Source organism: Sorangium sp. So ce1335 (genome assembly GCF_051521615.1).
In the GTDB taxonomy this organism is placed as follows: Bacteria; Myxococcota_A; Polyangia; order Polyangiales; family Polyangiaceae; genus Sorangium.
Genome location: NZ_CP150363.1, coordinates 11,997,475 through 12,019,220 on the forward strand (window position 1 = coordinate 11,997,475; position 21,746 = coordinate 12,019,220).

A 21,746-nucleotide genomic window follows, 5' to 3' on the forward strand; every position below is an offset into this window, starting at 1 on the left:
GCAGCCGGGCTCACCCATGGCTCCCTACTCCTGGAAGTGTCGCGTTCAGCGACGAGCGCTCCACGTCATCCGAATCGGACCCGCGTGCAGGACTGGGCCCGCTTTCGTCACGCTGCAACGGGAAGCTCATCAGGGTGGCCGCGCGGCGCGCCAGCTCGTCCGTCGCCACGGAGCGAGCAGGGAGCGGCGACCGCAGCCGCGGATGCGGAGGCGGCGGCAGCTTGGCCCGTGGGCTCTTGGCGGCCGGGTCAGGAGCCGGCACCACGGGCGGCGGGACATCCGGCGCGCGAGGGGGGATCGAAGCGGGACTCGGCGGCGCTGGCATGGACGACGGGGCCGGCGCACGCGCCGAGCCCTCGCGCCTCGTGATGTGCTCGCCGCCGAGCTGGAGCACCACCGTTTCTTCCACGTCCATCCGGTAGTCATCGTGCAGGCGCCACAGGCGCTCCCAATACCGAGCAGGGGCGCCGGTGCAGGTCTCAAGCTGCCGCGCGAGGCCGGGCGTGATCGCGAGGTCGCTGTTCAGCAGCCGCTGCACTTCGCTTGGCGCGAGCCCCGTGCCCTCGGCCAGCTTTCGCCGCCACGCAGGCGTCATCGCGCAGAACGATTCGAGGACCCTGCCCGGCCACGGGACCGGGCGCGCGCGGCCGCCTGTCGTCGCCGCCACGAGCGCATCGACATGGCAGTCCAGGAGGCGCTGGTGTCGCCCGAGCTCCTGCTCCGCCTTCTCCTTCGCATCGATGAGGGCTGACACCTCGTCGTCAAGCGCCTGCTCGCGCGCCTCGCGCAGCCCCCGCTCGCGGCCCAGCGCCTCGCGCGCCGTGACCGCGTAACCGATCGCGACGCAGGCCATCATCGCGAGGACGATCGGCGAAACGAGCCACATCGCACCCAGCATGTCTTCCATGGTATTCCGCCTCCTGGATGTACGCATTCCTGCGCAAGACAGATCTCGGCCGTGTGCTGTCTGGTCTGAAGACAGCGTCAGCGTCACCCTCAGCTCGCCGTCGATCGACGGCCGACGATTCAGCGAATGTGCCTGAACAGCGCTTCGCGCTCCGCTGCGAGCCGACCGCGCGGAAACTCACGCGCATGGGCTTCGAGCAGCTGGCGCGCCTCGTGATCGCCCGCTCCGTCGTTGTCCTCAATCGCCCTTCGGGCCTGGCTGATCAGGCGCATCTCGCGTGCGGTGACCGTTGGCCACACGGGGCGCCCCGGGGACGAGATACGAGGTGCTGTCGTCACAGAGGGCGCGGGCGTGCTGCTCACCACAGCCTCAGCGCGGGCACTGCCGGTGGCCGCCGACGACGAGCTCTCGGGCGCGGCGGGCGCGGCAGCGGAACGCGCGCTGTCACGTGAGCCTTGCGCCGTGACGTCGTCTGGTGCGGGCGCGCCCCCCGGTGCGTCGCGTGCCGCCGGGTCCAGCCACGATTCCGCGCTGGGCAGCGGCGGCACCGCCGAGAGGAGCGCGCCGGTCAACACGACGAACGCAACCTGGACGACGATCCTCACGCCCAGCCGGCGCAGCCAGGCCGTCCACGACGCACGGCGGTCCAGCCCGAGCACCAGCGGGACGCAGGCGCTCTCGTCCCTACCGTGCGCGGGTTGCTGGGCCCTCCACCGCTTGAAAGCCGCATCGAGTCGATCCCAAGCCCGGCGGTGTTGCGCCCTTACCGTATCCAACGGGACGTTCAGCTCGGCGGCGATCGTGGAGAGCGGTGTCCCCTCCAGCTCGTGCTTGACCAAGAGATCCCGGTACTTGGGGCCGACCCGGTCGAGCAAGACCCGGGCCAGCTCTTCGAGCTGCCGCAAGCGCAGCAGTTCCTCCGGCGTAGGGCATTCGTCTCGGGGATCGCGCTCCTCGAACGACGTCAGCATCTCTCCGCGGCGGCGCTCGTTCCGTCTGTGCTTCCGTGCCTCGTTGAGGGCGATCGTGACGAAGTACCGCGCCGGATCGCCGCTCAGCTCGACCCGCCTCTCCACTTCCAATCCCCGCAGCAGCGCGTTCTGCGCGACGTCCTCGGCGTCGCGCGCGGGCACGCCGTGAAGCCTGGCCAGGCGCCGGAAGCGGTTGAAGCTGAGGAGATGGGTCGCTGGCTTGCCCACGGTTAGGTAGCATCCCTGAGCCGCTCGAAACGGTGCAGGAAAGCGCAAGGAGCGGCAACTTTGGTAGCACCATGTGGCACCGAACCATGCGTTCAGGTGCTCGATCCCGCGCCGCCGCGAACAGGCGACCGCATTGCCGCACCTGAACGCAATTTGCCGCTGTCGGGGCCACTTTGCATCGATTCGCTTCCGTTGACGCCGCGCGGCCGGCGTGAGTACCGTCCAACCATGCGATGTTCCGCATGCGTTCTGCTCTTATCTGCGCTCCTTGCTGTGAGCGGCGGTGCGAGCTCGGCCAGCGCGGAGGACACCTATCCGGAGCCAGGACCACGTGACGGCTCCACGGTGAAGGACCATGTTCGCCGCGGTCGCAGGGCACGCGACAGGGGGAAGTGGGCCGAGGCATACGCCGCTTACAAGGCTGCCTTCGAGGCGGCACACCCCGCGTCCAGCACGGAGCGGGAGCGCGCGGAGCTCGCCGGCGAGCTTGGTCTGTGTGAGCTCGCGCTCCGCAAGTACCGCGATGCTGCCGAGCACCTGGCCTTTAGCCTTGAGCAGCGCACGGCGCTGCCGCTCGCGCTCCAGCTACGATTTGAGAATGGAGAGCGCGAGGCAATACGACATGTCGCGACTCTCTTGCTCTCAGTCGATCCGTCGGATGCCGAGGTGCTCGTCGACGGCAAGCGGGTAGGCCGGGTCGCGCGGACCTACAAGCTGTTCTTGGAGCCCGGCCAACGCATGGTGCGGGCCTTTGCACCGGGCCGCCAGGATGGCTTCCATGAGTTCGGGGCTGTGGCCGGAACGGCGTACAACGTCAGAATGCCGTTGCCGCGGTTGGCGGTGAGCCTCGCTCCGGAGAGCCCGCCGGGTTCACCGAAGGAAGCGTCGACGACCAGGAGCTCTTCGCCTGTCGTGCGGGGCCGGCCGCCCAGCCCTTGGACATCCTGGCCAGGCGCCCTGCGCATCACCGGGTTCGGGTTGACCCTGGCGACAGGCTCGCTCGGTGCGGTCTTCATGGTTCGTGCGAGGACCGCCGACGGAGACCTGGACGAGCGGAACGCGAAGCTCGACGCCGTGGGCGTCTCTCAAGGGGTATGTCGGGACACGCCGAAACCCTCCGCGTGCGCCGAGCTGACGAGTCTCCAACGAGAGCGAGATCTCTTCGCCGGGCTCGGCACGGCGATGGTGGTGACGAGCGGTGTGGTGGGCGCTGCGACTCTGGCTTCATTCTTCACGGACTTCTCTTCACTGCAGGCTGAACCGACCAAGGCGCGGGTCGCGCTGGTGCCGACGTTCGCGCCGACACAGGCCGGCCTCGTGGCGTACGGCGCGTGGTGATCAGGGGCCAGGACATGCGTCTTCTCGAACCGCGACGAATGCGGCTGCTGTTGGCCTTAGGTACCGTCTCGACGGTCGGTGCGGGCGGCCTCTCCGGGTGCGCCTACGACGATAGCTGCTACGACCGACGCCTCTGCGTCACACCACCGACGTCTCTCTGTGGCGGCGACCCCACCACGGCGCCGGCGCTCGACGAATGCGGGGTGTTCGTCAGCGCGTCGTCGGGTGACGACAGCAACCCTGGCACGAAGGGCGCGCCGGTGAAGACCCTGCAACACGCGATCGGGCTCGCCGCGAGCGGACGAGGCCACGGCGAGGCGCCGACCCGGCGCGTATACGCGTGCGGCGGGGATTTCGAGGAGAAGACCACGCTGCCCTCGGGGGTCGACCTCTGGGGCGGGCGTCTGTGTGACGGCGGCGATTGGTCGTATGACGGGTCGTTCGGCGGACCGGATCACCCGACGATCATCGCACCGCCGGTGGGGATCCCGCTGCGGGTGATCACGGGAGAAGAAGAGGGCGCAACGTCAACGGTCTTCGGCGTGCGCGTCGTGGCGGCGGACGCCTCGGCGGGCGATGGCAAGTCGTCGATCGCGATGATCTTGAGCCCGGGGGCCAGGGCGATCGTGCGGGCGGGCGCGATCGTCGCGGGCAACGGCAAGGATGGGGAGCCGGGTGAGGACATGCCCAGCGAACGGGCGACGGACGGCCTTGAGGGGAACGACGGCGCCTCCGCCTGCACCGCGGGCGCCGCCGTGGGCGCCCTTCCGGTGGTCACCGTGTGCGAAGACGGCATCGAGTCGACGGGTGGCTACGGCGGCGATGGAGGTCTCGAGACGGGCGGCGACGGTGCGCCGGGTCAGCCGGGGCCGGCGGCGAATCCAGACGGCACGGGCCGCGCGGGGGTCGGCGCTGGCAGCGAGACATGCACGGAGGGGACAGACGGCGCTGCCGGCGCCCCGAGCGGGCGCGCCGCCGGCGCCGTAGGCCCAGGCGAGCTCACCGAGAGAGAAGGATGGGTCGGTGTCCGGGGTCAGGACGGGAAACGAGGGGGCGTCGGCCAAGGCGGGGGCGGCGGCGGCGGCAGCAAAGGGCGAGGCGACATGGTCGCGTGCCGCGCGGGCGCCCCGCAGACCGGTGCGGCCGGCGGCTCGGGCGGGAGCGGCGGCTGCGGCGGCGAGGGCGGCAAGGGCGGCGGCCATGGTGGCGCGAGCATCGGCGTCGTCGCGTTGCAGGGGAGCGCGCTGATGCTCGAGGCGACGCGGGTGACGACGGGCAACGGCGGCCGCGGTGGAGTGGGCGGAACGGGCCAGCCGGGCGGCGTTGGGGCACGTGGTGGCCGCGGCGGGGCGCGACTTGGACCCGAGATGTGGGACGCATGCCGCGGTGGCACGGGGGGCGATGGCGGCCGCGGAGGCGACGCCGGCGGCGGCCTCGGGGGCCCGTCGTGCGCCGTCGCGTCCATCGCGGCCCACGTGAGCTTCGCGCCGGACGCCGCGCTACGGCACGGCGGGGCCGGTGACGGCGGGCTCGCGGGCAACGCAGCCTCGCCCGAGGATGACGAGGGCAAGGGCGCCCGCGGCGAAGCGCAGGCGTGGTGTCCGTTCGACGTGCCCGCCCCCGAGCCGCCACGTTGATAGGCCCCGCGCCCAGCGCCGCATGGAGAAGGACCATGAAGCCGACCTTTCCCGTCCACCTCGCCTCCTCCCTCCTGCTCCTCGCCGTCGGATGCGGGACCACGACCGGTCCGCTCGACGTGGGCCCCGCGCCCTGCGACGGCGAGCGGGCGGCGTGCCCCGATGAACCGCCGGCGGAGTCGGTCTGTCTCGAGCACCTCGCCGCCGATGAGCTGCTCGATGGCTGCGGCGTGTTCGTCGGCGGTCTCGTGGGCGGCGGGGACGACGCGAACCCCGGCACGAGGGACAAGCCGCTGCGGACGCTGCAGCGCGCCGTCGAGCTCGCGCGCAAGGGGCGGGGGCGCGTGTTCGCCTGCAATGACGGCTTCTTCAACCCCCTGACCGTTCCCTCCGGCGTGGATCTGATCGGCGGGTACAGTTGCCTGAACTGGAAATTCGACCCCGAAGATGCTGGGCCCACGCTGCAGGTCCTGCGCGACACGAGCGTCCTGCTGACCGTCGAGCCGGCGGGCCCCGAGGACACAGGCGCCGCGGACGGTGTATCGAGGATCGTCCAGTTCAGGTTGGACGCGGCCGGCCCGACGGTGGTGCTCGTGAGGTCGGGCACGACGGTGGAGATCGTTCGAAGCCGGATTCGCGCCTCGTATGGATGGGCGGGCCGCGATGGCAAGGCGTTGTCCGGACCGTTGCGCGCGCCACGCGGCGCGCACGGATTGTACGGCGGCGACGCATGCTCGGCGGAGATCGTCCCCGGCGGCGCCGCGATGGTGAACCCGTGCGACGGCGGGACCCCGAGCACCGGCGGCAAGGGGGGCGACGGGCTCGCCAGCGGCGCCGGCGACGGGGACGACGGGGAGCCGGCGCCCGCGCCGAACCCGAACAACGTTGGGCGGGGAGGAGGCGGGGACGTGCCCGACATCGGATGCACCAGCGGGACGCCTGGGATCCGCGGCGCGTGGGGCGCGGCCGGCGCGCCGGGCCAGGGCATCGGGCGTATCGATGAGACAGGTTGGCATAGCGACAAGGCCGGCGACGGCCGTTGGGGCATGCCGGGTCAAGGCGGCGGCGGGGGGGGCGGACGGCGCGGCGGGCTCAGCGTATGCGGCGCGGCCACCAAGGGAGGCGCCGGAGGCGGCTCCGGAGGCGCCGGCGGATGCGGCGGCAGGGGCGGGCTGGCAGGCGAGAACGGCTACCCGAGCATCGGCCTCCTCGCGCTCCACGCCAAGGTGACGGTGCGCGACAGCGCGATCATCACGAGCGCCGCCGGCCCGGGCGGTGATGGAGGCGAGCCCCAGGACGGCGGCCTGGCTGGCCGAGGGGCGCCGGGCGGCGCCCTGGGGGACGGCACGTGGTCCTGTCCCGGCGGCAACGGGGGCGAAGGGGGCCCCGGCGGCTACGGCGGCCCAGGGCGCGGCGGCGACTCGATCGGCATCGCCTACCTCGACGAGGACCAGCTCACGCTGGAGGGCGTCACCTTCGAGCTGGGACCGCCGGGTGAGGGCGGCGTGAGCTGGGATTGGACTGGCAGCGAGATCCGAGGGGAGGACGGCATCGCCGTCGAGACGCTTCGGTTTCCCGAATAGTCGGAATCAGGCCGCGGGAGGACGGCGTGACGCCGAACGAGCTCGCGCCGCCCACGGCGAGGCGGCAGGGGTTCCGCGGCGAGGTGCGCCGCCAGGACGGCGATCGGCGTCCGCCTCCCGGACGGCACAACCCCGACCGCCATTTCCTCGGCTTCAATCTCGGCGGCTACTTGCGCCTCAACTGCTTTGCCTTGTGCAGCGCTCGCCCGGACTTCACCCCCTGCCGCCGTGCGGGTTCAGTTCGGCGACCAGACCTGCACAAAGTCGAGCCCCTTGAGTCCCGACGCTCTTACCAACTCAACAAATGGATCGGTAACATAGATCAAACCGCAGACCATCTGCGGCACCTTGAAAAGTTCAGCCCGTTCCAACGCCGCAGCGCGAAACGCGTGCTTTCGGACCATCAGGATCGCTCCCGTGTCTGATGCCCTCAAAAGCTCGGAGTTATTCTCGTCGAGAGCGTCGACCAATCGGGTCACGTTCAGCGCCCAGAAATCTCCGCCGTCACAGAGAAGAGGTAGCAACTCCCCGTACCGTTCCAGATGCCATCCGATCCTGTCTCGTGCAGCCCGATCAAGGATGAGCACGTCGCCACCTGAGCACGCAGGGAAGTCGCTCGGCTCAAGCGGCCGGCCTTGCTCAGTGACCTTGAGCCGCTTCATCCTGATAGGCCTCCATGAACTGGATTTACGTTGCCCGTCAAATCGAAGCAGCTCGAAGTCAGCGTCGTTGACCGGCAGCAGCCACTCGAAGCCTTCGCTGTACCGAAATTTGTAGACCCTCGGAATCGTCATCACGGAGACCCTCCTGGCCGAAGCGATTGGCCGACACTGCTCAGAATGTCAATTGCTTGCCGTCCCCGCGATGACCCCTCCCTCCACCTGCACGTACGGGTCCTGCGACCAGTCGATCGGTGCCGTGGTCACCGGCTGTGGCACGATGCTGATGTCAATCCTGTTCCCATTGGATGTCAGGACTGAGCTTTCCAGTTATGCAAAAATGTCTCATTGCTTGGCGTGCAACCAGGCTGGGAACGCTGCTTCTTATGGGAAATTCAGACCACTCGCCGCCGAAGCGAAACGCGATCGGCTCATCCACATCAAGCTCCCCGGTGCTCGTGAAGTAGGGCGGATCTTTGCTGCCACTAACGTAGTTCAATACGCTCCTATCCCGACCGATACCAATCGCGAGCGAGTCGCCCGTTTCCTCTGACTGCACTGTCACAAGCTGCGGTTCGTCGTTGGCAAATTCCTCATGAAGCTCGTCAAGAATGCGCTCAACATCCGGAACTGATGCCGCCTGCAGTTCGTGTTGGTTCCATGCGATTGTGAACACGGTATCCTCTTAATCTGGCAGCCCGATGAAGACCTTATCGTAGCCATTCGGCCCGACGACACGAAGCCGCGCCCCCTCGGGCAGCATTCTGGGCAGCATCGCGCCGCAGCCAGTAGTACCCACGCAGGGAGCTTGGTTGATATACAGGGTTGCATCCTTCAGACCTTGCTGTCGCATCACTGCCGCAGCATGAGCTTCAACATGTGACTTGATACGCCAGTTCATGCCCGGCGTCCCCGGTGGCATGCCCGCAGACGGACCCTTATAACCGCTAGTGATTGGGATATCACCGGATGCTGTTCTGAGTACGCCGGAGGTCTTGCCCCCAGCGTATGCGGGGAGCGACGGGGGGCCATTGGCAACAGCCGCCTTGCTCTGCGGTCCGGGACTGCCCGACCCTTGTGACATCAACGCCTGCGACAGCCCCTGAATCCCCGCCGCGATGTTCCCGACCCCACCGACGACGAGCCCGGTCGACACGACGATCGCAGGCACACCAATCGCCGCGCCGACGCCGGTGGCGCTCGTGATGCCCCCGAAGACCTCCCCCGTCAAGCCCCCGATCGTGAGGGCCAGCCCTCCCACGATTTGCCCGATGGCCAGGCCCATCCGGGCTTCCGGCGTCCCATGGGCCAGCACGCCCGCGGCGTCCAGCAGCCCATGCCCGACGCCGGCGAAAGGGACCGCTCCGAGCAACAGCCCGGCGACGAAACCGCCCTCGAGCTGTACATAAGGGTTCTGCGACCAGTCGATCGGCGCCGTGGTCACCGGCTGGGGCACATGCCCGGACGCGCTGCCGGTCGTGCTGACGTCGATCGGCGGCATGGCGCCGCCCGTCTCGGCAGCCACGGTGTTGGTATCGGTGTCGGGGCGCGCCTCGAGCTTCGGCAACGGGACGACGCGCAGATCGAGTCCGAGCGGCGCCAGGTCGTGTACTTCCAACCTGAGCTCCGCGCCAGGCGGCGGCGGTGGGCGAGCCCCGTCTTCCGGGGGCGCTTGCTGAAAGCCGCCCGGGTCGACGTAGGCGAGCGGGTTGTTCAGCACGTAGCTGTACGGGTTCCAGCTCTGCCCGAAGGACGGGATCGACACGATCGGGTCCGTCGTCAAGAACCGCCCGATCCTGGGATCGTACATCCTGCCCTTCATGTTCACGAGCCCGAGCTCGTCGTCGCTCTCGTGCCCGGTGAACCCCTGCGTCATGTCGCTCGGGAAAGACGCAGGCGGGCGCTCTCCCCACACGGGGTTCCTGCGCTGTCCGAACGGGTCGTAGCTCCGCCGCTCGATCACGTCGCCGTCCTCGTCGGTGAGCGCATCGACCGAGCCGAGGTGATCGACGTGCACGTAACGTGTGCCGTCGTCCGAGCCTCCCCGGGTCACGATCGCCACCACGCGCTCCGGCGAGTGGACGTGGTACCGGTGCTCCACGGTGCCCGACGCCCGATCGGTGACCCGCTCGACCAGGTCGCCGAAGTAGAGCGTCTCCTTCTCCGGGGTGGTCTTGCGGATCCGCTGCTGGTCGCCGTCGTACCCGAAGGTGATGGTCGCCGCGCCCTGCGTGATGCGCTCCGGCAGGTCGAACGGCGTATAACGCACGGTCGTGCCGCCGGGGCGCGCGATCTGATTGCCGACAGCGTCGTACGCGAAGCCGTCGGTCCCCGCGCCGGTGACCGCGTGCGGGTGCAGCGGGTCATCGTACGAGAGCGTTCCGACGTCCGACTTGAAGGTGAGATTGCCGTTCGGGTGGTAGTCGTAGCGGAGCGCGCAGGGCGATGACGCGCGCTCGACGTCGCCGAAGTACGCGCAGGTCAACCGCTGGAGCGGGTCGTAGCGGAAGCGCTCCGTCGTGTTCTCGGGCTGGAGGGCGTCGGTGCGGCGCGTGAGATTGAGGAGATCGTCATAGCCGTAGTCCAGGTCTTGCACCTCGCCCGTGGCGCTCTGCGTCGCCATGTGCCTCAGGCGCTGCTTGTCGGCGAAGTAGCTCCGCTCCGTGACGGCGCCATTGCCGAACACCTCCTCCCGGAAGCGCCCCGCGTCGTCCACGTCCGAAAGGCGCCAGTAGGCGCGCTTCGTTCCGCTGTCGCGCACGGCGAGCACATGGCCGTGCGCGTCGCGATCGTGGGCCACGACGAACGGCGCCGCGCCGGCAGGCGCCGGATACGTGACCGTCTCGACGCGACCGAGCCCGTCGTAGCCCAGCCTGGCCGCCAGGGCAGAGCGCTCGCCGTCGATGCGGAGCGAGATCGTGTCGAGCTGGCCGCGGTCGGTGTACCCGTATGTCTTCTCTCCGTCGCGGCTCGCAAGCGTGTGGAGCTTGCCGATCCCGTGCGCCGCGGTGTCCCAGGTCCACGTGGTCGTCCGGCGCTCGGCGCCGTCCTGCTCCACGCGCGAGCGGGGTCGACCGAGCGCGTCGTACGTCCACGTGACCTTTCGCTCGAGCGCATCGGTCGAGGAGATCAGCTCGCCGAAGCCGTCATGGGTCGAGACCGTCGTGCCCCGATCGGGGTCGTCGAGCCGCCGGACGCGGCCGAACGCGTCGCGCGTCGTGCGCGTCACCGCACCGCCTGGATCGGTGACCGTGTGGAGCATGCCGAACGGGCCGTAACTGTAGCGGGTGATCCCGTCAGCCGCGTCGGTGATGGTCTTGATGCGCCCCAGCGGGTCCTGCTCGGTCACCGTCACGTGATCGAGCGGGTCGGTGACGCGCACGAGCAGGCCATCGTACGCTGTCGTCGTGACCGCGTTCCACGGCGTCGTATGCCGCACCTCGCGGCCCACGGCGTCGTGCTCGTAGCGCTCGTACAGCCGCTCGCGTTCGAGGGTATCTTCGCTGACCGGCACCGAACGCCGCGCGATGCGCTCGCCCAGCGCGTCGTACCCGATCTCTTGCAGGATGCGCTTTGCCTTGCTCGAGCCCTGCGCAGCTTCCGGGTCGGGTCCGTACCACCACCACCGGATCGGGCGGCCAAGGCTGTCGAATTCGATCGTATCGTCGGCGCCGCCAGCCGTGGTGCTCCGCTGCCTCACCCGCCACGCGTCCTGCTCAGGGCCGCCGTCCTTGGTGCGGGAGAGCGTCACCGTCGTCGTCGTGCCATCCGGGCGCGTCTCCATGCCGAGCCGCCCGAAGCCGTCGTGCGCCCACGTCGTCACGAGCTGATTCGGATCGATCTGCTCGAGGAGCACGCCGAGCGCGCCGTCGAACTCCACGAGCGTGGTGTGCCCGGCCGCGTTCACGTACTTCTCGGGGAAGAGGCCCTCTTCGTCGAAGTCCGTGCTGGATGTGCGCTTGTGCCCGAAGGCGTCCTCCGCCGTGACGCCGGTGATGTTCCCGAAGTCGTCGCGCGCATAGGTGAGCTTCAGCTTCGTGTCGGGCAGGCCGTCGTCGCTCTCCGTGGCCTCGGCCTCCACCTCGCCGTAGATCGTGGTCGTTCGCGTGAGGCTCCGGCACTGCGACATCCCCGCCGCCGCGCTGCACTCCTTCTGCGTCTCGAGCTGGCCGAGGACCCAGCGCTCGGTGTCGTTCTTGAACGTCCGCGTGACCTCGAGCGTCAGGTCGACGCCATCGGTCGAGACCTCCTCGGCGCGCACGTTGCCGAACGCATCGAAGTCCGTCACCTTCGATACCGAATCGCGCAGCACCGTCGCGCCGCCGCCGCGCTCGAGCTCCCGCACGTACGCCTCGATGGAGGGCGCCGCGCCGCCCGGGGGCGGATAGACCCCTTGCGCTCGCCTCACCCGGCGCTCGGTGGGCAGCGTGAAGTACGTCGCGCCGTCGTTCGTCGATACGAGCGTCCGCGTCACGTCGACGAACGCGAGCTCGATCTGCTCCGGCCTGGGCTGGCTCGCCAGCCCAGGAGCCCCGCGCAACGTCCGCTGGACGCGCCCGGCGAAGGGAAACACCTGCAGCTCATCGTCGAAGGTGACGTGGTCGTAGACGTCGATCGCCACGGCGCCCGTATCCAGGTCGGAGACGATCCGCTCCCCGAACCCGAGAAATCCGCGGCCCAGCCGGTGGTAGCGCCCGTCGCGGTAGCCGATCTCGAAGCGCCGCGGTCGATCCGCACCGTTGTTGAGCGCATACGCGCTGACCACCCGGCGAGGGCCCACGACGCAGCGACGCGGGTAGCCGCAGTCGTCCGCCGCGCCGGAACGCGCGAGGTACAGCGGCCTCTCCCGCGCCGGATCCCCCGCTCCGTCGCCCGTTGCCACCGAAGCGTCGTCGGTCAGATGCCCGTACGAGATGCTCACGTTGGGCACGAAGCCCGGCTCCGTCGGGTCGTGCGCGTTCATCCCGTCGGAGACCGCGACCAGGAGATCCTGGTCGGCAGAGAGGTTCTGGAAGACGTTGAACACGCCGCCGAGCGAGAGGATCACGTCCTGCGCCCCATCCCCGTCGACGTCGCCAGTGCGCGGCCCGCGCGGATCGGCGAGGGTGACCGCGTCGCCGAGGCTTGCCTCGAACGGCACCTGGGGGTCGACGAGCGTGAACGGCGGCCCATGGCGGTCGCCCGTCGCCAGCAAGACGGCCCACGACGGCAGCGCATCGGAGCCGCCCAGGAGCATGCCCGGTGGAACCGGCATCAGGAGATCTTGCCGCCCGTCGCCGTTGAAGTCGAGCGGCACGGCGAACCGGAAGAACGCGTCCTGATCCGGGAAGTCCAGCAAATCGCCGAAGCTGAACGCATCCACGGTCCGGAACGCCGAGGGCACGAAGGTCGACCCCGTATTGATGTACGTTGTGAGCTGGCGATGGCCGAAGCCGGATTCGACGGCATCGGGCAAGCCGTCGCCGTTCACGTCGAGAAAGACGACGCGGCCGCCGGGGCCCACGATGGGGAGCGCGGTGTCGAACACCTCCCAGCGCCCATCGCCCCGGCGCGTGATCGCGTCGTAGCTGGCTCCGACGAGGACCGACCCGTCACCGAACCGCCTCAAGTACGGCACGACGAGATCGATCTTGCTGTCGGCGTCGAGATCGAGCGTGTGGAATTCCGTATCGCAGGGATAGCCGGAGAGCGGCTCGATCGATTCGCCCGTGGGGTTGAACCCCCCGGGGATCGCGCCGCGCGCAGGCCGCCAGAGGTGGGCGGTCCACACCGCAAAGAGCGGCAGCGGTGCCAATGCGTCGCGGGCGTGGTCCTCGCACTGGATCAGATCTGGCACGCCGTCGCCGTCCAGATCGGCGAGGTGCATCGACGCGCCGGGGCTGCTCAACCTGGGCGGCGCGGGCGTGGTCCGGAGCGGGAAGGGCCTGCGGATGCCGGTGTCGTGGAGCGCGAAGGTCCAGTCCGGGCGGGACAGGAGCACATGCCATGTGACCTCGGAACCGTAGACGTCATGGAGCAGGACGTCCGCCCGCCCATCGTCGTCGTAGTCCAGGACCGTCCCGAGCTCGGGCTGTAGAAGGGCCGGATCGGAGGGCCCACTCGGATCGGCGACCGTGGGCCAGTCTTCAAGGAAGGCGAGCTCCGCCGGCGCGAGGAAGGACGGCGGGGCGCGGGGCCCAAGGTTTCGCGCCGCCCACCACGCGGTGATCGGATTGCTCGGTGTGCTGAGCCCCGCGACCATGTCCGGAATCACGAGGTCGTCGCGTCCATCGCCGTCGACGTCGAACACCATCGGGCTCGCCCTCTCGGAGACCGGCTTGTCGATGTTCGTCGTGATCCGCTTGAACCCGGGCGTGGCGCGGCTGTACTGAAACCGCGTGGCGGGCTTGCACACCCCGTCGCCCGCACACTCCTCGACCTGCGTCAGGAGCGTCCGGTGCGTCGCCGGGCTGAGCTCGTAGCCGAACCCGTAGCGCAGGACCAGGGTATCGCCCGGGCCGAGCATCTGGATCTCGTCCAGGCGAAGCGCGCGCTGGAGCGCCATGCCGCCCGAGTAGCCGGTGCCAACCGCAGTCGGATCCTTCGTCCCATACACGAAGCGCACCGCCCGCGAAGGAGCGAGCGACGGCGTGCCCTCGAAGCCCGTGTAGCGGATCTCGTCCACCGCGTACTCGGCGGCGTGGCCGTCCTCCGCCTCGGCGACGCAGTACGCATACGTCATCGCGTTACCGCGCCCGTCGCGGGCCTTGTTCGCGAGCCACGCGCGCGGGATGCCGCCCCGCGCGAGCGGCTTGCTGCCCTCGGTGCGCCCGTACTCGACGACACGGCCGTTGGGCAGGTGCGCCTCGAAGAAGAGCGCCTCGGCGGGCGAAGCCCCTTCTGGAGGATAGTGCCCGACCACCTTGACGAAGGTATCCGGGAACGTCCGGTACTCGATGATCCCGGGCCCCTCTCGCACGGGCACGAGGCGCTGGCCGTCGAGGCAGAGCGCGTCGTCGCCGTCGTACCTCACGGCGCGGATTTCCGCGTCTTGCGCGAGGTTCTTGGGACACGGCGTGATCGCGGACAGTCCTGCGATGGAGAAGCCGGCGCCGAGCACGCCGTCGCCGCCATCGCTGCGATAGACGAGCTGGAGCCGAGGTCCCATGCCCGCGCGGGAGGGCACGATGGTCAAGTCCATCGTGTACACGGCCTCCCCGGTGCTCGATATCGAGAACGTCCCCGGAATCGTGCCGGCCGCGACGGTCTCGACCTCCGGCGCGGGGCGGGGCGTGGCAGGACGGTGCGCGCGCTCGGTCCGGCAGGCGATGAAGCCATGCGGCTCCGGGATCGGGTCGCCGAAGATGCACTGGCACCCGCCCTGCGCGAGCATGCAAGCAAGAAACATCCAGAGCGGGATCAACGCCCGGAGCACACATCGCGGAACTGGCGCCATCGCAGCCTCCCTGACGCACAGAAGTGCCACGACGCTGCTTCGCGGGTCAAGCGCTGACCTCATGCGGAATCGGCCCATCCATGCCAGTATCGAGGCATTCATGAAGCATTCGGGCCGGTTCGGCGTGCACGCGGCGGGCGCCACGGCTGCCCCTCGTCGAGGTGCGATTGGCCGTCCATGATGAAGCCGCGGCGAGGAAAAACGCGAGCCGAGTGTGAAGTCGCTCGGCTCGGGCCGCGTGCGCACCGCCTCGACGACCATGGGCGCGAATCTCGACCGAGTCTGGTGCAGCCCGAGCTTGGATGGATCGATCCGGTGGGGGAGGTACGCGTGCAGGACAGGCAGATCGGGATGCGCGACGGGGGTCCGGGCGCGGCGGCGAGGTAATCGTCTGCCGCCCCGCGTTCCCGGCGAGCGGGTTCCAGCCGTTCTCTGGCCGCTGGCCTTGAACCTGTCTCCCGCGCGCACCCATGGGGCGAGCGAGCGCTTGTGCCAGTTCGCAGCCTCATGGGGCCACCTGACGGCGTTTTTCGCAGGGTCATGGGGCCACCCCAATCGCAGGAGGATGGGGCCACCCGCGCGGGGGCGTGACCCGGTTTTCGCAGGGTCATGGGGCCAGCTTCCGAGGTTTTTCGCAGCCTCATGGGGCCAGCTCGGGACGCCGCGGTCGGGATCTGAGACGGGCTCCTTCCGACGACGGCGCGGGTCGCCGTCGGAAGGAGGCCGATGCCCTACCGAGAGCTGATCATGGTTGACATCAAGGAAATGCTCCGCCGTCGTGCGGCGGGGCAGAGCGCGCGTCATGTGGCGCGCGAGACGGGGTTCGATCGCAAGACGGTCGGCAGGTACTTCGAGGCCGCAGCGACCCTGCCACTGCCACGCGACCGCGAGCCGACGGACGAGGAGGTTCACGCGATCGCCCAGCGCGTGCAGGCGCGCCCGGTGCCTGATGCGAGCGATGAGTGGAGGCAGGTCGACGCGCATCGAGCACGTATCGAGGCCTGGCTAGCCCAATCTCGCCCGCTGAAGCTGCGGAAGATCCACACGCTGCTCACGCGCGACTACGGCGTCACCGCGAGCTACGACACGCTCTGGCGTTTCGCCAGGGAGGAGCTCGCGTGGCGCAAGAAGATGCCGACGGTTCGCGTCGCGGACACCGAGCCCGGCGAGGTCGCGCAGATCGACTTCGGCCTGATGGGTAAGCTGTTCGACCCAGCGACACAGCGGGTTCGTAACCTGTGGGTGCTCGTGGTGACGCTCGCGTACAGCCGCTACCAGTTCGTGTGGCCGTCGTTCGAGCAGACCACCGCGGCGGTGTGCGCAGGCCTGGATGCGGCGTGGAGGTTCTTCGGCGCGATGGCGCGCGTGATCCTCCCGGACAACACGAAGGCCATCGTGCTTCGCGCTGACGAGCTCGCGCCCGTGCTCGTGCCGGCGTTCCTCGACTACACGCAGACGCGCGGGCTGTTCGTGGATGCCGCGCGAGTCAGGTCGCCAAAAGACAAGGCGCGTGTCGAGAATCAGGTCGCGTACGTGCGCGAGAGCTGGTTCGACGGCGAGTCGTTCACCAGCCTCGACGAGGCGCGCGCGTCCGCTGAGCGGTGGTGTCGCGACGTCGCCGGTGCGCGTGTCCACGGCACGACGCGCGAAGTGCCGCGCGAGGTGTTCGAGACGCGCGAGAGGAGCGCCATGAAGCCGGCGCCGACAGCGCCGTTCGACGTACCGCACTGGACTGACGCGAAGGTGCACCCCGACCATCACGTGCAGGTCCTCCGGTCGCTCTACAGCGTGCCGACGCGCTACGTCGGCAGCACGGTGCGCGTTCGCGCCGACAGCGTGTCCGTGAGGATCTACGCCGGCACGCAGCTCGTGAAGGTGCACGCGCGCGTTGCGCCGGGCAAGCGCTCCACCGACCCGAGCGACTACCCCGTGGGCAAGGACATCGCGGCCGAGCGCGATGTGGCTTCGCTCATCGCGAGCGCGAAGAAGTGCGGCGTGCACGTCGGCATCTACGCCGAGCGGCTGCTCGATGTGCCGCTACCGTGGACGCGCATGCGGCTCGTCTATGCGCTGCTGCGGCTGTGCAACAAGTTCGGCAACGGGCGCGTCGAGGCGATCTGCCAGAGCGCGCTCGCGTTCGATGTCGTCGACGTGCAGCGCGTGACGCGCATGCTCGAGACGGCGAAGACGCCCGCGTCACCGCCCACGGATGAGCGCAAGGTCGTTGCGCTCCCCACGCCGCGGTTCGCGCGCAGCACCGAGCACTTCGCGACACGCACGCTGGCGGCTGCCGCGACGAAGGAGGAGGCGTGATGAGCTCGAGCGAAGTCGACCCCGCGCTCGTCACGGCGCTCAAGCGCCTGCGCCTCGGCCGCATCGCAGCGACGTTGCGTGAGCGGCTGCTGCTGGCCGAGAAGCAGTCGATGGGGCACGAGGAGATGTTGCTCATGCTGCTCACCGACGAGATCGCGCGCCGCGAGGCGAGCGCGACGGAGAGCCGCGTACGCGACGCCGGGCTCGATCCCAACATGCGCCTGGAGCTCTGGGACAAGACCGCGAAGGTCAGCTTCGACAAGCGTCTGCTCGGTGGGTTCACGAGCCTGCGCTTCCTCGAAGAGCACAAGCACATCGTCATCCTCGGCTCGGTCGGCGTGGGCAAGACCTTCCTCGCGAACGCGCTCGGACACCTCGCGTGCCAGCACGGCTACAGCGTGCGTTTCCTGCGCGCCGACGCGATGCTGCGCAGGCTGCGCCAGAGCAGGCTCGACAACTCACGCGACGCCGAGATGGTCGCGCTCACGACCGTCGACCTGCTCATCCTCGACGACTTCGCGCTCGAGGCGATGAGCAAGGAAGAGAGCCGCGACGTCTACCAGCTCTTCCTCGAGCGCACGGGTCACGCGTCGATGATCGTCACGAGCAATCGCGACACGGCCGAGTGGCTCGCGATGTTCGACGACGTGCTGCTCGCGCAGAGCGCCGTCGATCGGTTCAAGAACGCGGCGTTCGACTTCATCGTCGAGGGCGAGTCGTACAGGCCACGGCTCAAGCCGAAGCTCGACGAGAGCAACACGGCCGCGCCGGTTCCCGCGCGCAGCAAGCCGCCCAGCCATCCACGCAGCAAACGGCGATGACCGCTGCCGCCCCGGCGAGGACGTCGATCCCGGGGCCGCGCCGCTGACCCCCTCGCTCCACTCGGCGCGCCTCGCCCACCCTCGTCAACGTGACCGTGAGGGGCGCCGGGGGCGGGGTGGACGTTCCTGCTGCTGAGCGTCGCGATCCCTGCGCCGGAGCTCTCAGGGGGCCCGGGTGGCCCCATGACCCTGCGAAAAGAGAGACGTCGCCGGTCGCTGCGCGCCCGGCTCCGGGGACCTCGACACGCTTCGCGGTCTCGGGCATGGTCGAGGCCGATCACGTCGTCTCCCCCTGGCCCCATGACCCTGCGACGGGGTGGCCCCATGACCCTGCGACGTGGCAGCTTGGTCCTCCCGCAGGTGCAAGGTGTGGTAGGCCGCCGCTGAAGTGAAGCGAGCCCGATCGCGGGTGGGCGCCGGTCGCATCCTACGCGCCGCGCCGACCCCGGCGCACCCTGGGGGTCGCCTCCGCGTGCGGCGCCGAGGGGCGCCCAGAACTACCAAATCGCGCCCTTTGCTCCCCCCGTTTTTCGGCGCCTCAGCGGCCCTTCCCGGAACACCTAACCCCGCGATACGACGTGCTGATTTCGCCGGGCGCGTACCACGGTAGTTCGCGTCGAACTACCTTGGCCGCAGAACTACCTTTTCGTGCCCCTTGCGGCGCCGTCGGTCACGGTCGCTCACGAACCCCTAAAGGATGGAGGTACGGCATGGCATCCGCGGCTCTCGCGCGTGGTTCGGCACAACTTGCTCTTCGTCAGGCTGACAACGGCATGCGCCCGATCGAGCGGACGATCCCGGAGACACCCGTCGGCGGGTCACAGAGGCCCAGGGTGAGCAGCCCCACGGCCACGGCCATCGCGACGTTCGCGATCCCGCTGGACGGGCTGACCATCACGGCGCCGCAGCCGGAGATGCTCTCGCAGAAGAATGTCGAGTCGGTCACCGGCATCCCGCCGCGGGTCTTCCTCGATACGATCCGCGCGCCGGGCTTCCCGCTGCCGATCACGAAGCTCGGCAAGCTGCGCCTGGTCCACCGCGAGGCGTTCGTGACCTACCTCCAAGCGATGGCCAGTGAGCCGGAATCACGCCGTACGGCGGAGGCGGATGAGCGCACGCGGGTCGCCGCCGTGCTGGCGACAGCCGGCCTCGAACCCGTCCCGTGCGCCCGGACCGGCCGAGCGAGCCGTCCTCCCGCAGACGCGAGCCGTGGTAGGCTGCCGCCGAAGTAGAGCGGGCCCGCTCGGCGCTGCGAACGCCGGACGGGCCCTTGATCGACCCCCGCATCACCGGAGACCGACCCATGACCGACGTACCCCAGCGACGGGCGCGCGCCAAGCGCTCGGCTTCGTCCCCTGCCTCATCCCTCCCTGCACCGGCGTCGACCGACCGGCGATTGCGCTCGAGCCGCCCTGGCGGGCGCCTCTCTCCGGTGGCGGATACGGCCGCGCCCGACGCGGCCTCGCCGGACTCGATGAAGCGCCCGCAGTCGGCGGCCTGCGCAGCAGAGAAGCGCGCCAACGGCTCCGGCTCCGTGCGGCTGCGCGGGAAAACGTGGACCGCGCGCCTCAGCCTCGGCGAGACCGGCCGACGCACGTTCAGCTTGCCGACGTGCCGGACCGAGCATGAAGCCAACGCGCGGCTCGAGGTGCTGGCCGAGCTGGCCGGGCGCCTGATCGCTGCGGGACAGGTCGTGCTCGGCGTGCCCCTGCTGGAGCAGGCTGCCGCGCGCGAGGGGAACGCGCTCCGCGATGTCCGGCTCGCCATCGACCATCTGTGCCGGGGCGAAGCGCGGGCCCGCGCAACAGGCGAAACGACGTTCGCCGAATTCGCGGAGCGGGTTCTATCCGGGGAGCTCGCCGAGCAGTATCCGGATCATGTGAAGGCGATTCGAAGCGCGGATAATTATAGAACGAGACTCGCTCACGTGCTCGACGTGCTCGGTCCCGTCCCTCTCGTACGCTTCACGCTCGACCACGCCGATCACGCGATGTCGTTGCTTCCAGGGCACTTGCAGCCCGGAACGCGTCAAAAGATCGCGCAAATCATCCATCGTATATTGGCACTCGCGACGTATCCGGCACGCATCATCAGTAGCAACCCCTTGCCGCGGGGGTGGATCCCCAAAGCCGATGATGAGAAGGCAAAGGGGTATCTCTACCCCGACGAGGACCATCGCCTGATGCGGTGCAAGGCGATCCCCCTGTGCTTCCGCATCTACTACGGCTTCCTGGACCGGGAAGGCATGCGAGCTGATGAGGCCGGCAGACTCGAATGGTCGGATCTGGACCTCGACCGGGGAGCCGTAGTTCTTGACGAGAACAAGACGGACGATCCCCGCGCGTGGGCGCTCTCGCCGGACGTGGTGCGCGCGCTCCGGAAATGGCGCGAGATCTGCCCGGACAAGGTACGCGTCTTCGTCGGCAAGTGGGGCAACGCCTTGCCGGGGCACAACGGGGCGAAGAACTTCAGAGATCACCTTCGCCGCGCCGGAATCGATCGGCCTGAGCTGTTCGAGACCACGGAGGCAAGGCTGAACATCCGCTTGCACGATACGCGTGCGACCTTCATCACGGTCAAGCTCGCGACCGGCCGCACGGAGACGTGGATCTCCGATCGGACCGGCCACAGCTCGAGCGACCAGATCCACAACTACAAGCGCGCCGCCCGCAAGGTCGCGGAGCTCGCCCTGGGCGACTTCGCCCCCCTGGACGAGGCGCTCCCCGAGCTGGCCGACAAGGGCGGCTCGGTAGCAGGAGACGGTCCCGCGTCGGAGGAGCCGGATGCGCGCTCGACGAGCGACGAGGTCTCCCTCGCCTCGGCGCCGCTCGCCCTGGCGCTGACCCGGGGCAACGTTGTGGCTTCGGCCACGGCGGACGCAGGGGTGCCCGAAGGCGTTCGGTTGGGCCCGCGCTGGGCCACACCGGAAGTGGGCCCGACCGACGACGAGCAGGAACCCGCTGAAATCGTTCTACTTTCCGCCGCTAGCTCCGCTCAACCAGGGAAGAAGCCCAAGGACTTCCCTGGTTCCGGAAGAGGGTCGGCCCTCGGAGCCGCTGTTCGCCGTGCGGCGCGGGGAGGGCCGATGTCTGAACGAGGGCTCAGGCGAGGCCGGCAGCGTCCCCGCGCCGCGCGGCGAGCAGCGGCTTCGAGGGCCGGGCGGCCAGGGAAAACCTCCCGCCCGACCAGGGACGCCCCTGGCCGACGAGCTATCGCGGTCGCTTTTCCCCCGGCGAGGTGGGCTGGCCAGGGGATCGCCGGGCCGGAGGGTGGCGTCTCCATCGCGGAGATGGTTGCCACCCGTCTTTTGATGGAGGCACGTCCACCGAAAGATGGTTGCCACCCATCTTTTGATGGAGGCACGTCCATCGCGGAGATGGTTGCCACCCGTCTTTTGATGGAGGCACGTCCACCGAAAGATGGTTGCCACCCATCTTTTGATGGAGGCACGTCCATCGCGGAGATGGTTGCCACCCATCTTTTGATGGAGGCACGTCCACCGAAAGATGGTTGCCACCCATCTCCGGCATGGACGAGCGACCTCACCTGGATGGGCTCACGGCGTCCCGCCCGCCCCGCACGGGGGCGCCGGGACGGGACCCTCATCGAGCCGTCCTTCTCGAGCTGTTGATACAGCGTCCGCGCGTTGCCAGCAGCACGAGCAGTCGAGCGGGCACCCCCAGACAGGCCAGAGCGGCGAGGGCGCGCCGACAGGCCGCTGGTGGCCTCGTCGGCCTGGTCCATGCTGGAACGGCCATGGCGACGCCTGCGTGGTCAACCCCGGAGCAAGGCCCGGCCAACCTCCGGCGTGGCTCCGGCAACACCGCGCGCGTGGGGGACGCAGCGTGCTACAG

At 69.3% G+C, this 21,746-nt stretch carries 12 protein-coding genes; 7 read left to right on the forward strand and 5 right to left on the reverse strand.

Annotated elements, in window-relative coordinates; genetic code table 11:
* Positions 1-10: 10 nt before the first annotated feature.
* Positions 11-907, reverse strand: a complete 897-nt coding sequence (locus tag WMF24_RS44765; RefSeq protein ID WP_437733605.1) for a helix-turn-helix transcriptional regulator — start codon at positions 905-907, stop codon at positions 11-13.
* Positions 908-1,026: 119 nt separating this feature from the next.
* Entirely contained in the window at positions 1,027-2,106 is a 1,080-nt protein-coding gene (locus tag WMF24_RS44770; RefSeq protein ID WP_437733606.1) for an RNA polymerase sigma factor, read from the reverse strand.
* Positions 2,107-2,451: 345 nt separating this feature from the next.
* On the opposite strand from WMF24_RS44770, the gene WMF24_RS44775 reads away from it, so the two are divergent.
* Genes WMF24_RS44775 through WMF24_RS44785 form a run of 3 tightly spaced genes read left to right on the forward strand, consistent with a single transcriptional unit; the run spans position 2,452 to position 6,664 of the window.
* Entirely contained in the window at positions 2,452-3,444 is a 993-nt protein-coding gene (locus WMF24_RS44775) for a PEGA domain-containing protein (protein WP_437733607.1), read from the forward strand.
* Positions 3,445-3,482: 38 nt separating this feature from the next.
* Positions 3,483-5,081, forward strand: coding sequence for a hypothetical protein (locus WMF24_RS44780; protein WP_437738930.1), 1,599 nt, complete (start codon positions 3,483-3,485; stop codon positions 5,079-5,081).
* A 35-nt stretch (positions 5,082-5,116) separates the two neighbouring features.
* Positions 5,117-6,664, forward strand: a complete 1,548-nt coding sequence (locus WMF24_RS44785; protein ID WP_437733608.1) for a hypothetical protein — start codon at positions 5,117-5,119, stop codon at positions 6,662-6,664.
* A 236-nt stretch (positions 6,665-6,900) separates the two neighbouring features.
* On the opposite strand, the gene WMF24_RS44790 is transcribed toward WMF24_RS44785, so the two are convergent.
* The 3 genes from WMF24_RS44790 to WMF24_RS44800 all read right to left on the reverse strand — a co-directional run bounded on the left by WMF24_RS44790 (position 6,901) and on the right by WMF24_RS44800 (position 14,758).
* Complete coding sequence (locus WMF24_RS44790; protein WP_437738931.1) at positions 6,901-7,458, reverse strand: imm11 family protein; 558 nt, start codon at positions 7,456-7,458, stop codon at positions 6,901-6,903.
* Between the two features lie 154 nt (positions 7,459-7,612).
* Positions 7,613-7,999 carry an Imm1 family immunity protein gene (locus tag WMF24_RS44795; protein ID WP_437733609.1) on the reverse strand — a complete coding sequence of 129 codons (387 nt, stop codon included), beginning with the start codon at positions 7,997-7,999 and terminating at the stop codon, positions 7,613-7,615.
* 9 nt (positions 8,000-8,008) lie between these two features.
* Positions 8,009-14,758: a DddA-like double-stranded DNA deaminase toxin gene (locus WMF24_RS44800; protein ID WP_437738932.1), complete on the reverse strand. Its 6,750-nt coding sequence runs from the start codon at positions 14,756-14,758 to the stop codon at positions 8,009-8,011.
* Positions 14,759-15,505: 747 nt separating this feature from the next.
* Here WMF24_RS44800 and istA point away from each other — a divergent pair.
* The 4 genes from istA to WMF24_RS44820 all read left to right on the forward strand — a co-directional run bounded on the left by istA (position 15,506) and on the right by WMF24_RS44820 (position 21,523).
* A complete protein-coding gene (gene istA, locus WMF24_RS44805) occupies positions 15,506-17,071 on the forward strand; it encodes an IS21 family transposase (RefSeq protein WP_437730881.1) in 1,566 nt (521 codons plus the stop codon).
* Complete coding sequence (locus tag WMF24_RS44810; protein ID WP_437730880.1) at positions 17,071-17,892, forward strand: ATP-binding protein; 822 nt, start codon at positions 17,071-17,073, stop codon at positions 17,890-17,892. The genes istA and WMF24_RS44810 overlap by 1 nt, the downstream gene beginning before the upstream one ends.
* An 833-nt stretch (positions 17,893-18,725) precedes the next feature.
* Positions 18,726-19,124, forward strand: a complete 399-nt coding sequence (locus WMF24_RS44815) for a hypothetical protein (RefSeq protein ID WP_437733610.1) — start codon at positions 18,726-18,728, stop codon at positions 19,122-19,124.
* A 242-nt stretch (positions 19,125-19,366) separates the two neighbouring features.
* Positions 19,367-21,523: a tyrosine-type recombinase/integrase gene (locus tag WMF24_RS44820; RefSeq protein ID WP_437733611.1), complete on the forward strand. Its 2,157-nt coding sequence runs from the start codon at positions 19,367-19,369 to the stop codon at positions 21,521-21,523.
* Positions 21,524-21,746: the final 223 nt, after the last annotated feature.

Bases quoted from the DNA above. Each gene is read 5' to 3' on its own strand.
- WMF24_RS44800 (WP_437738932.1), bottom strand. From the start codon at position 14,758: ATGGCGCCAGTTCCGCGATGTGTGCTCCGGGCGTTGATCCCGCTCTGG.
- WMF24_RS44765 (WP_437733605.1), bottom strand. From the start codon at position 907: ATGGAAGACATGCTGGGTGCGATGTGGCTCGTTTCGCCGATCGTCCTC.
- WMF24_RS44810 (WP_437730880.1), top strand. From the start codon at position 17,071: ATGAGCTCGAGCGAAGTCGACCCCGCGCTCGTCACGGCGCTCAAGCGC.
- WMF24_RS44790 (WP_437738931.1), bottom strand. From the start codon at position 7,458: ATGACGATTCCGAGGGTCTACAAATTTCGGTACAGCGAAGGCTTCGAG.
- WMF24_RS44785 (WP_437733608.1), top strand. From the start codon at position 5,117: ATGAAGCCGACCTTTCCCGTCCACCTCGCCTCCTCCCTCCTGCTCCTC.
- istA (WP_437730881.1), top strand. From the start codon at position 15,506: ATGGTTGACATCAAGGAAATGCTCCGCCGTCGTGCGGCGGGGCAGAGC.
- WMF24_RS44820 (WP_437733611.1), top strand. From the start codon at position 19,367: ATGAAGCGCCCGCAGTCGGCGGCCTGCGCAGCAGAGAAGCGCGCCAAC.
- WMF24_RS44780 (WP_437738930.1), top strand. From the start codon at position 3,483: ATGCGGCTGCTGTTGGCCTTAGGTACCGTCTCGACGGTCGGTGCGGGC.